Annotated in this window: 10 protein-coding genes; 4 read left to right on the top strand and 6 right to left on the bottom strand. The window is 42.5% G+C overall.

Going from position 1 to position 11,458, the window contains the following annotated elements; translation table 11 throughout:
- Nucleotides 1–16 precede the first annotated feature (16 nt).
- The 3 genes from AAA946_RS24060 (at nucleotide 17) to AAA946_RS24070 (ending at nucleotide 4,827) form a co-directional block, all read left to right on the top strand.
- Nucleotides 17–1,165 carry a DUF4268 domain-containing protein gene (locus AAA946_RS24060; protein ID WP_338167312.1) on the top strand — a complete coding sequence of 383 codons (1,149 nt, stop codon included), beginning with the start codon at nucleotides 17–19 and terminating at the stop codon, nucleotides 1,163–1,165.
- Nucleotides 1,162–4,386 carry a type I restriction endonuclease subunit R gene (locus tag AAA946_RS24065; RefSeq protein WP_338167313.1) on the top strand — a complete coding sequence of 1,075 codons (3,225 nt, stop codon included), beginning with the start codon at nucleotides 1,162–1,164 and terminating at the stop codon, nucleotides 4,384–4,386. Before AAA946_RS24060 ends, AAA946_RS24065 begins: the two co-directional genes overlap by 4 nt.
- 162 nt (nucleotides 4,387–4,548) lie before the next feature.
- Nucleotides 4,549–4,827, top strand: a complete 279-nt coding sequence (locus AAA946_RS24070) for a hypothetical protein (protein ID WP_338167314.1) — start codon at nucleotides 4,549–4,551, stop codon at nucleotides 4,825–4,827.
- A gap of 202 nt (nucleotides 4,828–5,029) precedes the next feature.
- Here the strand turns inward: AAA946_RS24070 and AAA946_RS24075 are convergent, their stop codons facing one another.
- Complete coding sequence (locus AAA946_RS24075) at nucleotides 5,030–5,713, bottom strand: hypothetical protein (RefSeq protein ID WP_338167315.1); 684 nt, start codon at nucleotides 5,711–5,713, stop codon at nucleotides 5,030–5,032.
- Nucleotides 5,714–5,760: 47 nt separating this feature from the next.
- A complete protein-coding gene (locus AAA946_RS24080; protein ID WP_338167316.1) occupies nucleotides 5,761–5,943 on the bottom strand; it encodes a hypothetical protein in 183 nt (60 codons plus the stop codon).
- Nucleotides 5,944–6,064: 121 nt separating this feature from the next.
- Between AAA946_RS24080 and AAA946_RS24085 the strand changes: the two genes are divergently transcribed.
- Nucleotides 6,065–6,289 carry a hypothetical protein gene (locus AAA946_RS24085; protein WP_338167317.1) on the top strand — a complete coding sequence of 75 codons (225 nt, stop codon included), beginning with the start codon at nucleotides 6,065–6,067 and terminating at the stop codon, nucleotides 6,287–6,289.
- 28 nt (nucleotides 6,290–6,317) lie between these two features.
- Here AAA946_RS24085 and AAA946_RS24090 read toward each other — a convergent pair whose 3' ends face one another.
- The 4 genes from AAA946_RS24090 to mobI all read right to left on the bottom strand — a co-directional run bounded on the left by AAA946_RS24090 (nucleotide 6,318) and on the right by mobI (nucleotide 10,923).
- Nucleotides 6,318–6,662: a hypothetical protein gene (locus AAA946_RS24090; RefSeq protein ID WP_338167318.1), complete on the bottom strand. Its 345-nt coding sequence runs from the start codon at nucleotides 6,660–6,662 to the stop codon at nucleotides 6,318–6,320.
- A 132-nt stretch (nucleotides 6,663–6,794) separates the two neighbouring features.
- Entirely contained in the window at nucleotides 6,795–7,382 is a 588-nt protein-coding gene (locus AAA946_RS24095; RefSeq protein WP_338167321.1) for a DUF2913 family protein, read from the bottom strand.
- 70 nt (nucleotides 7,383–7,452) lie between these two features.
- Nucleotides 7,453–10,404, bottom strand: a complete 2,952-nt coding sequence (locus AAA946_RS24100; RefSeq protein ID WP_338167319.1) for a helicase HerA domain-containing protein — start codon at nucleotides 10,402–10,404, stop codon at nucleotides 7,453–7,455.
- Nucleotides 10,405–10,413: 9 nt separating this feature from the next.
- Nucleotides 10,414–10,923, bottom strand: a complete 510-nt coding sequence (gene mobI, locus AAA946_RS24105) for a conjugative transfer protein MobI(A/C) (RefSeq protein WP_338167320.1) — start codon at nucleotides 10,921–10,923, stop codon at nucleotides 10,414–10,416.
- Nucleotides 10,924–11,458: the final 535 nt, after the last annotated feature.

Genomic DNA, 11,458 nt, shown 5'->3' on the forward strand with positions numbered 1-11,458 from the left:
AAAAGGACTATAAGACGTGTTTAAAATTGATAAGGAATCCAATCGAATTTCAAGGATCGAAACTAAACGTTTTAGTGAACTGGGTTTTAGAGAACGTGACCACTTGCAAGAATGGCTTGCTAATCAACCTGACGCGCTGGGCGAAGAGTTACTTATTATTCAAAAAGAGTTTGATGGGTTCGATGACACCAGGGAGCGACTTGATCTGCTAGCGATGGATAAAGATGGCAATTTAGTTATCATTGAGAACAAGCTGGATGATACTGGTCGTGACGTCATGTGGCAGGCTCTCAAGTACGCGTCTTATTGCTCAAATCTAACTAAGTCTCAGATTGTTGAAATTTATCAAAGCTATTTAACGAAATATTGTAGCGGTGGTGATGCTAAAGCGCTTTTATGTGAGTTTCTTGAAGCGCCAGACTTAAGTGAGGTAGTTCTAAACTCTGGTATGGATCAGAGGTTGATGCTGGTAGCTGCAAACTTTAGAAAGGAAGTTACTAGCACAGCCTTGTGGTTGCTAAGTCATGATATTCAGGTTCAGTGTTTTAAAGTAACACCATATGCGATGGCTGAAGAGCTGTTCCTTAATGTGGAGCAAATTATACCTACACCTGAAGCTCAAGAGCTGATGATTGGTATGAACGCCAAGGAGGCGGAAGAGAAGAATACCGAAGCTGAGCTGAAAAATAGGCACAGGATTCGAATGGCGTTTTGGGAGCAAGCCCTAGAAGCGATGAAGAGTAGTCAATGCGACCTATTTAACAATATTAACCCAAGTAAAGACCATTGGTTAAGTGCTGGTTCTGGCGTTCGTTCATGCCCTTTCTCTTTAATATTTGGCACTAAAGAAGCTCGTGTCGAATTCAGCATGTCTCGTTCCGAAATGAAAGAGAACAAGTTTATTTTTGATCACTTAATAGAGCAGAAAACTGAAATTGAGTCTGTGTTTGGGGAAAATTTAGAGTGGCTTCGATTAGATGATAAGAAAGCATCACGCGTTCAGTTTCAAAAGGATTTTGATGGTTATGACCGTGAGAATTGGCCTGAAATCATTGAGTGGATGGTTAAGCATATGACGATGCTTGAAGGTGCTTTTAAACAATCATTAACTTTAATTAATCGTGAACTACGTCAAGCCACATTTTCGACGGAGCCTGAAGTATGATCACTGAAGATCAGTTAGAACAAGAGTGCATTCGATGGTTTACCGACCAAGGTTACCTCTATAAAAATGGCTATGACATTGCACCAGACGGCGACTCGCCAGAGCGTGATGATTACCATCAAGTCGTCTTAAAACAGCGGTTATTAAATCAGTTAGAAATCATCAATCCAGAGTTGCCTATTGAAGCTCTTAATGATGTGGTTAACACGGTATCTTCCCCCGATACGCCAATTCTTATTAAAAACAACCGCGCCTTCCACAAGTTTGTGATTGAAGGGGTGCCTGTTGAATACACGGCTGTTGAAGACGGCGAATCGAAGACAAAGCATACTCATGCGCAGTTAATGGATTTTACAACGGCTGATAACAATGAGTTCCTTATCGTGAATCAGTTTACGATTACAGGTACAAAAGGTAATCGCCGCCCTGATGTTGTTGTGTTTATTAATGGCTTACCAATCTCTGTCATTGAGCTAAAAAATCCAGCCGATGAACATGCCGATATTTGGAATGCGTTTAACCAACTACAAACTTACAAAGATGAAATTTCAGATCTGTTTGTTTTCAATGAAGCGTTGATTGTCAGCGATGGTTGGACTGCTCGTGTTGGTTCATTGACTGCAAATAAAGAACGATTCTTGCCTTGGAAAACCGTTTCTACAGAAGACGACCGACCACTATTAGAGTTTCAATTAGAAACAATGGTTCGTGGCTTTTTCAAGCAAGATTTATTGCTCGATTACATTCGTTATTTTGTGTTGTTTGAAACCGACAACGACAAAATAATCAAGAAGATTGCAGGCTATCACCAGTTTCACGCGGTGAGAGCGGCGGTTGAAGCAACGGTTCGCGCTGCTAATACTTCAGGAAACTTTCTAGAAAGTACCATTCCAGCTTTAGAAAAGATTAAGCAAGGCAGTGGTAAGGCTGGGGTTGTTTGGCATACCCAAGGCAGTGGTAAAAGCATCTCTATGGTTTGCTACGCAAGTAAGTTATTACAGCAAGCCTCAATGAATAACCCAACGATCGTAGTGGTGACCGACCGAAATGACCTTGATGGTCAGCTTTACAATACGTTCGGGATGGCACAAGAGACGTTAAAGCAGATCCCACAGCAAGCAGATGATCGTGATGCATTACGTGAACTGCTTTTAAATCGCCAATCTGGCGGCATCATCTTCACGACGATTCAAAAGTTTGCTTTATTAGATGAAGAGACAGAGCACCCTAGACTGTCTGAGCGAAGTAATATCGTGGTTGTTTCTGATGAGGCGCACCGAAGCCAATATGGCAATAAGTCAAAGATGGTTGAGGTGAAAGACAAAAACGGCACTGTAACGGGTCATAAGTACGTTTATGGTTATTCCAAGTACATGCGTGACGCACTGCCTAATGCTTCGTTTATCGGTTTTACAGGCACGCCTATCGCGATGGATGACAAAGACACGCGTGGTGTTTTTGGTGAGTATGTCTCTATCTATGATATTCAAGATGCCGTTGATGATGGTGCTACGGTCCCTATCTATTATGAGTCCCGACTTGCTAAGCTTGATATTAATCAAGATGAAATTGAGCAGCTTAACGATAAAGTTGAAGGTGAAATCGGTGAAGATGAAGAAACGGCAGCTCGTGAAAAAGTAAAATCAGAATGGGCAACGCTAGAAAAGCTGGTAGGCGCAGAGCCTCGCATTAAGCAGGTTGCGAAAGATTTGGTACATCACTTTACTACTCGAACCTCTACTTTTCCCGGCAAGGCAATGATTGTCTCTATGAGCCGAGAAATCTGTGTCGACCTCTATGACGCAATCGTAGCGATAAAGCCTGCGTGGCATCACCCAGATACCGATAAAGGCGCTATAAAGATAGTGATGACAGGCTCCGCATCAGATAAAGAAAAGATGCAGCCTCATATTCATGATAAGAAAACCAAGAAGCTATTCGAGAAGCGTTACAAAGATACTGACGATGAGCTTCAACTCGTTATTGTTCGAGACATGTGGCTAACAGGATTCGATGCGCCTTGTTGTCATACCATGTATATCGACAAACCAATGAAAGGGCATAACCTGATGCAGGCGATTGCTCGTGTAAACCGAGTCTTTAAAGATAAGCCCGGTGGCTTGGTTGTCGATTATATTGGTATTGCTAATGAGCTTAAAAATGCACTAAAAACCTATACCAATAGCCAAGGGAAAGGCCAGCCAACAATTGATACAGCGGAAGCGTTTGCAGTATTGATGGAGAAGGTTGATATCATTCGAGGGATGTTTGCAACGCCTGTTGATACAACGGTATTTAACTACCGACCTGACTTTGAAACAGATGCATTGCGGTTGTTGCCGGGAGCGGTAAACCATTTGTCTGGTTTGTCTCACACAAATGCTAATGGCAAGGAAGTTAGGGATGGTAAGAGACGTTTTCTAGATGTGATGGCTGCACTTACTAAAGCATATTCCCTATGTAGCACTATGGATGAAACTCAAGGCTACAAAAATGAGATAGCTTTCTATTCAGCGATTAAAGCTGCGTATTCGAAAATGAATCCGGCAAAAAAGATTAATAAAGAAAAGCAAAACTCGGCACTGAAACTCATTCTTGATAATGCGGTTATAGCTGATGGTGTCGATGACATCTTCTCTATGGTTGGGCTTGATAAGCCAAATATCGGGCTTCTCTCTGAAGAGTTCTTAGAAGATGTTAAGAACATGAAAGAGAAGAACCTTGCCGTAGAGCTGTTAGAAAAGCTGCTTCGTGATGAGGTTAAATCTCGCATGAAGAACGACGTCGTACAGGAGAAGAAATACTCTGAACGTATTATGTCGACGCTTCAAAAATATCATAACCGCAGCATTGAAACGGCTCAAGTTATCGAAGAGTTGATTCAGTGGGCGAAAGAGATGCAAGAAGATGGAGAGTTACTAGACAAGCTCAACCTCTCTGTCGACGAAATAGCTTTCTATCGCGCATTGGTCGACAATGAATCCTCGGTTAGAGAACTTGGTAACGACAACTTACGTAAGCTTGCTATTGAATTGACTCATCAACTGCGCAAGTCTGCCACTGTTGATTGGCAAAAGAGAGATAGTGTTCGTGCTCGCATGCGCAACCTCGTTCGTCGGTTATTACGTAGATGGAAATACCCGCCTGATGCGGCAGAAGAAGCAATTAAGCTTGTGCTAGAGCAAGCAGAAGTGCTGGCAGATGGTTGGTATGCGACTTAAGTAGAATAAAGGCAAGGTGTGAAAGCCTTGCCTTTTGCGTATTTATTTATTACTGATTTTCATAAGGTGTTATGTATTGCTCGGTTCAGAATACATAAAGTAATGAGTTGAGAGTTATTTAGACCATCGACTCTAAATGATTTCTGTCCAGAAATGAGCTACGTGTACAGGTCACAGACTGTGATCACCAAGCGATTCTGTCGTACCTTAATTACCAAGCGACTTTGTCATTACAATAACTACCGAGGGAAAATGATGCCAAACAAGGTTTTACCTTACGATGAAGGAGCTGCTGCGTACAGGCGTCGCGTTCCGTTTACATTGAATCCATACGATGAGTCAGATTGGAAAAACTCGGAATGGGACAAAGGTTGGATGGCTGAGTTTGATATGGACACTAGCGATTCTTACGATTGGGCTTCTAACACATTTAAGGATTAGTGGGGAGATTAGGCCGTGGTACGCACTCATACCAAATTTAATCAGCCAGCGAACAGAGTAGGTGCGCTTCTAACGCTAGATGAACTCTTAGTTCGTAACGATGCAAAAGAGTGTATTGATAGCTTAGAACTTGGTTTGAATGTTTCGGTTTGATTAACTCCATTACTTCCAGTCCTCGCAAACTTTCGAGCCATTGGCAGAATCAGTTCGAGTACAAGCCAAACATCGTAAGATAGCCCACCATACCATTCACCGCCATGGTCGTTGTTGCACACAAAGACACGGTTGTGTCGAGAGGACAGCCCCGTAGCTTAGTTGCGATCTGAAAAGGAAGAATAAGCACTGCCAGCCCCCCCTGCACCACAAAAATTTGCATCAGTGGGTCAAACAAGGAGAGAGAAATAGTTTGAGTTTGAGCCGCAGACACAATTGCGCCCCAAATAGTTTGCGGCATATTCAATTTGAATGCCAGCAAGGTACCGATAAGTAAAGTCGCGACAGCAAACCAAGGAGAGCGGATTGCCGTAGGAAAGAGACGAAACCACGTCGAAACCAATAACAAATTCACGAGCACAACGACAGATAGTTGAGCAACCATCGCCAGCGCCTCTAGAACATAACTATCTAACTGCAAATGAATACCGGCAGTCGCATGCAAACCAACACCAACGCCAGAACCAATAGTCAGCATCTTGATTAAATTGGATTTCAACCAGTCAGAAGACAGGATGTAGTAGCCAAGGTAAAGCGGGGTTCCGAGGCTAAGTTGAGTTAAGAAAAAGTCTGCGCTTCGACTTGCGCGCAAGACAAGCACCAAATAACCAAAAGAGACCAGCAATAATGTGGCGTAAAGAATTTCCCATCGACATTCTTTTACTTTAAACATTGCTGGTCTCCTCAAATTAAATGACCGACTTGTCAGTCAGATACGACTTACATCGCGTAAAGCTCGTCAATCGCCTCATCAACTTTTGATGTCATGGCGCTCACATCCTCAGTAGGCACTAGGAAACCGCTAAGATCTTCAACCCACTGACTAAAGTCAGCCAGATAGCTTTGCGCGACTGTAAAATCTCCATTGGCAATATGGATATCTATAATATCTATACGATACAACAATATACCTTCAGTTGAGTCATAGATATCTGCAATTTGAACGATCGCTCGTAACTCTGCCAAGTGGACTGACAGAGGAAAATGACAAACTTTATTGTAGTTGAACGGCAGCGTGACCACTGTGGATATTTATCGTCATCTAGGGCTTGGCCGTCAGAAGGTAAGCAAGGTTTTTCAAGACTATTTGAAAGCCAACCCAGACTCGATGATTTATGTTCCAGCGAAGCGCAAATACTTAGCTGCCCCAGATTTTAAACCTTGTTTCCTTGGTGATATCAAAGCTGGCGAGTTTTTGGATGCGCTAATGGTGGTATTTGGTGTCACTGAAGTAGAAGAAAGTAACTAAAGCAGCATAGCTCTTAATACTTCAATCGTTATACCTCTGCCTTGAACCTTCTAGCATTGAGCTGAAGGTTCTTATCTAAGTCTTCTATGACCTCACCTTTAGCCGCCAACATTTCCTCAGCTTCCCCTTGATGTCCCATAGTAAAGAACAGTGAACTAGGCGCTTGACCTGTTGTTGCCGTGATATAGGCGCGAGCATCACTGAAGTAAGGAAGAATGGTGCTCAACTGATTAATGTCGAGCACTTCTTGAAGGCCAAGGTAGTACGCTTCGATTCTCTGCTCTGCCTCAGAGTAAGTGATCTTTTCAAGTTTCGCATAAGCTAACCAAAGGACGATGTTTTCTTGGATAGCTTCGGTAATTTCTGATTTCATACACCTGATTGTTCTAAGTGAACGGTTTTAGTTAGCGATTGTCTTTATTAAACATAACCAGATCTCATTAAAGATGCACGAGTTATCCCCTTGCTTGGCTACATTTCTAGAGCCAGTGTTTTATCAGAACAGCTAATTGGGTTTGTGTGGGTGAAGCACGATGTGCGCTTGTGCGGTTTGAACATTCCACTCTTGCATTTCGGCAATGAACCTTCCGTGGTCGTTGATAATATCGATGAGCTCTTGGGCGCGTTCTGACTGTATTAACATCGACAATGGTGTTATTTGTTGGTTGTCATCATTAAACCCGTGCTCAAGCTGTTCTTCTAACATGTAAAGAACATCAGCTTCGGCGGTGCTGCCCTCTTCAAAAAGTTGAGATTCGAAGCCGAGACTTTGCAAGTGACCTAATAGATTAAATAGTCGATCAGTACCGGCGCTTAACGTTTGATTTGCTTGCTGGTTTAGCTCATTTAATCGAATCTCTAAGTTTCCGCTTTTTCGTCGCGCCACCGCGAGCATCAATTTAATGTCTTTCTTGATATTGGCGAGTGATTTGTCTGCAAGCTTTGGTTTGAGAAATTTAATCAAAATCTCGTTTCTCTTAGCTACAGGTACAAAGCGCGTTGTTGATGAAATCTGAAAGTGTAGGTGCAGAAGCGCGTGAACGATAAGGGTGTTCAGGTTTGAGTAGTAATTGAACTCTTTGCTTATGTTCATTTTCATTTGGTTATCTTGTGTTGTCAGGGCGCTCATCGGGTTGTGGCCTTCAGAGCGCATATGGTAAATGTTATTCTTGAACAACCTTCCAAAAAGCTGTGGACTCTTGGTGTTTCACTTCTTTCTTGCCGTTAATGAACAGTGCGTGGTGCTTCTCAAGCTGTCCTAGATGGGTGTGATGCGCCGCAGCTACGTCCTTGTCTTCAGTTGCCAAGATGCCTTCAACTTGAGCCTTCTTAGGTGAATTAAGTCGGTGGCAGATAAAGGCGTTCTGATAGTCGGCGTAATTGTTGTCAGCCGTTTTAAAGTGGTCAAGCCCTTGAGTGCTAAGAATACAACCGACGCCAAACTCACGACCCTCCTTCAGCACTTTTTTTAGTGAAGGGAAGTCTTGAGACATAAAGTTGTCAGCCTCATCCACCAAAACCAGTTTCTTTAGTGCTCGATGTGAGCCGTTAGGCTTCGGTTTACCGGCTTGATGCATCTGTATGTAGAAGATGTCCAGAAGTACCGCGACGATAAGGGATTGGAGATTTTCGTCGGTGCCGGAAAGTTGCACTACAACAATATTGTCATCAAGCATGTCGAAAAGACTTTTACACTTGCGAGCGTTTGGCTCAAACACCTCATAGTCGTACAGGTCGGACAGTGCAGACATGAGAGTATCTTGTGGCACCTTCTCTTGCGAGTTGTAGATGGCAAAAACATCCTTCAGAGTCGGTGCAGGGTTTTTAAATGTGCTAACTCGATTGCGGAAGATACCTTTTTTCTCGTAGGCCAAGTCGATGCAGTTCTTGAGCATCTGGTTTTGTTTGGGACCAAGACGGAACGTGCGGCCCATTGTTGTAATGAACGTCTTGGCGGTATGGACCGGTGCAAGCTTGTGTTTTGTAAACAACGCGAACGGATTGATTGGGATGTTGCTCGCTTCAATGACCTTGGCACCGGTGGCGTTCACAAACTCATCGTCAGTGTAATCATTTTTGTAATCAAAAATCAGTACACCAAATTTTTCACCGCCTGTGTTTCGCTCTCGCTGACGGTGAAGCTGCAATAGGATGGATTTGGCTGTTTGGGTCTTACCCGTTCCCATCGTGCCAACGATAGCCATGTTTGGATTGAAGAAATGGTCTGTGTCTGTTGGTTTCCAGTAAAGATGCTCACCGGTGTCTTTGTCAGTGCCTACATGGATGTTTATTGAGCTCTGAGAGTCGTCTGACGGCTTTTTGGTTGATGAGGCGGCGTTACCCTTAGATTCTTGTTTCTTCGTCTTTCTTGAGGGCTTAGAGGCCGTTTTTTGTGGGTCAACTGGTGCCGAGTTGCTATCGCCCTTAACGTTATCGGTTTTTGAGCTTTCCAAAGAAGAGCTGTTTGATTCTGACTCTGAAGCTGTGCCAGTGCTATTTTGCGTCTCGGTGTGACCTGGCTGTTCAGTCGAAACCGGTGGTTTGATGATGAGATTGTCCAACAAGCACGGAGCCGGTTTAGTTTTGTTCAACGTGAACGCTAATGGATTCTGCAGCGCGTCGAAAAGTTCATCTGCTATGACGAGCGTTTTTTTAGCACGAGTGACAGCTACGTACAGTAAGTACAGCTCATTGTCAGACATCGGCTTGCCCTTCCCGAACGCATTAATCGCCTCATGAAAGTCGTCGGCCAAGATAACAGTATCAAATTCCAAGCCTTTGGAGCCGTGTGCTGTCGCTAGGTGAATCGTCGCATCAGCTTCAGTGATTGGCTTTGTCCAGTGCAGCGCTTTTTGCAAAGTAATGGCGGCATCTTCGTCATCAAGAATAAGATTGGCGAGATATTTTGTCTCAGCGTGTCGTGTTGATTGAATAATCTCTTTGAGTGAAGTGAATGATGTATGAGCGGGTATTCTTCCCTTCCCGTTCAAGTGCAAAGAAAACAAGCTAGTAAGAATTGACTCGGTAGCGTTTGTTTTGTTTGAACAAAATCTAGCAGGAATATTTGCCTCGTAACACTGGACCAAAGTTTCTAGCAGGGTTTTGTTGTTATGGGCTAATACTAGTGTTGGAGTATTTACGGTAGGCGTATAGTCCTTCGCATTAAATATAAGGCTGTCTGTACCGTTGCCTCTTATGTGAACAGTGTCGTCGTAGTGAGCCAATATTTGATTGGCTATATCAGCAACGCCTTGTCCGTATCGGAACGATTGAGATAAAGGAAAGGTTTCGTAGGGGATGATATCCATCGCATTAACACTTCCCCTGAATTGGTAAATAGATTGAAACCTGTCACCTACAAATATTTTCTGACACTCTTGTTTCAAAATAACCGACAGTAGCACCGGTGAAGCATCTTGAGCTTCATCGAACATAATGTAGTCGTAGTTAATAACGGGCTCAGACAATTGCCACGCTTTGAGATATGCGTCGTGCGTAGATGGACATTTTGATTTTGGGTTCAACATTTCAAGTGCAAGATTATTGCAGATGTTCAGAATGAACGTTGTTATGTCATCCACCTGAGAACTATTAATAGTTTTATTTTGCTTTAGTTTCTCAATGTGTTGGTTGAACTGGTCGGTTAAATGAATCTCGGTTATCTCTTTTGATGCTGTTGAGAAAAAACAGTCGATGATGGATGTTATAAGTAACCATCGCTTCTTTAAATTTAAAGTGTCAAATAGCGCATGGCTCTTATCAAGCTTTCCATACTTCTCGATGTGAGAAAGAGATAGTTTTTGGTTGACCCTATCAGACCATAACTTCCTTTCAATGTCGGTGTAACTACTTAATGCGAACGAGTGCGCAGTAGCAATATCAACGTGATTGCCCTTAAAAAGTCTTCTTGCATCTTGTTCTAGTGTTTTGTTGAAACAAATATATAAACCGTGTTTGTTCGTATGGTATTTTTCTACTGCACGAAGTGTGGAGCTTTTTCCTGTTCCCGCAAACGCTTCGCCTTTAACATCCAACCCCGCTGTAACAGCATCAATAAAATTGTTCATTTCAGGGGTGAGCGGGTAACTTCCTACTGTTCTTTGGTCACTATCCATAATTGATACCTACTTGAATCGCTGCTTTATTTTAGCAATGGTTAAGTCAGTCTTTTCTACACGACTAGCCTGTGGTTTTATTTGGACGTCAGTATTCATTGACTTGGCTGCATAAATCACATTTTGATGTGCTTTCATCAAATGTTTCACTTTAACACGGATTGGAGAAAGCGCCTCTTCAGCATACATGACCATCTTTAATTCCCATTCGTCAGCCTTTTGGAACTTGCCTTTTTTATATCGGCCATCTTCAGGAACGGAAATGTTCTCATAGAGCTTGGTAAGTTTTTTTGATGTATGGTGGCGTGTAAACGTAACCTTCAACCAACGCAACGCAAAAGAGTTACCTGCAAATTCTAGTCGCAACTCATAATTCGTCTTCTCTGACTTGTCTAGTTTCCTTTGACTACGTTCAACTTCTCTTTTCGCAATGACGGTCATCCAGTTCTGATAAACCTCATTGGCTCGATAGTACTCCCTGTCAATCTCATCATAAATAGCATCTAAGATATTCTGCATGTCGCTTCCTTGAAGTGCGTTGATTTGGTCTGTTTTCCTTAACCCACACCAAATCAAATATAGTAACGAAAAACCTATGTATTCTGTTACTACAGGAGTTATATAGTACAAAAAACATTGCTTTTTCAATCTTGTTTAAGTTGGTGTTCATTCTTAGTGTTGCCACTTTGGAAAATTTTTATTCGTGCTAAGATTTAGAATACTAGATAAAAGAGTATTGAATGTCATGAATGGATACATGCTTTCGTGATATAGCGTGGAATTTTAGATGTTGGTTTGCATTTCTCTTATTTTTGTATGACTTTTAAGGTGTGCAGGCTATCAGGTTATTAAGAGGGGAACATGGTATGTGTAGTTTTCGTGAGGCTTTAAACGATCTGAAAATGATTGTTCTTTGGTTGGTGTGGTCAGTTTTTGCCATCTTTGTTTTTATCGGTATTTTTGAAGTTCCAGACATATTGAACCTTTTTGCTCTAGCAGGGTGTGTAGTTCATTATCTGTCTAGATACGAAAAAATATGATTATAGGAGGGGTT

It is taken from the genome of Vibrio sp. 10N, assembly GCF_036245475.1.
Classification (GTDB): Bacteria; Pseudomonadota; Gammaproteobacteria; order Enterobacterales; family Vibrionaceae; genus Vibrio.

What these genes read in the sequence shown, in the direction of transcription:
- AAA946_RS24065 (WP_338167313.1), top strand. Translation starts at nt 1,162, where the DNA reads ATGATCACTGAAGATCAGTTAGAACAAGAGTGCATTCGATGGTTTACC.
- AAA946_RS24075 (WP_338167315.1), bottom strand. Translation starts at nt 5,713, where the DNA reads ATGTTTAAAGTAAAAGAATGTCGATGGGAAATTCTTTACGCCACATTA.
- AAA946_RS24090 (WP_338167318.1), bottom strand. Translation starts at nt 6,662, where the DNA reads ATGAAATCAGAAATTACCGAAGCTATCCAAGAAAACATCGTCCTTTGG.
- AAA946_RS24095 (WP_338167321.1), bottom strand. Translation starts at nt 7,382, where the DNA reads ATGAACATAAGCAAAGAGTTCAATTACTACTCAAACCTGAACACCCTT.
- AAA946_RS24100 (WP_338167319.1), bottom strand. Translation starts at nt 10,404, where the DNA reads ATGGATAGTGACCAAAGAACAGTAGGAAGTTACCCGCTCACCCCTGAA.
- mobI (WP_338167320.1), bottom strand. Translation starts at nt 10,923, where the DNA reads ATGCAGAATATCTTAGATGCTATTTATGATGAGATTGACAGGGAGTAC.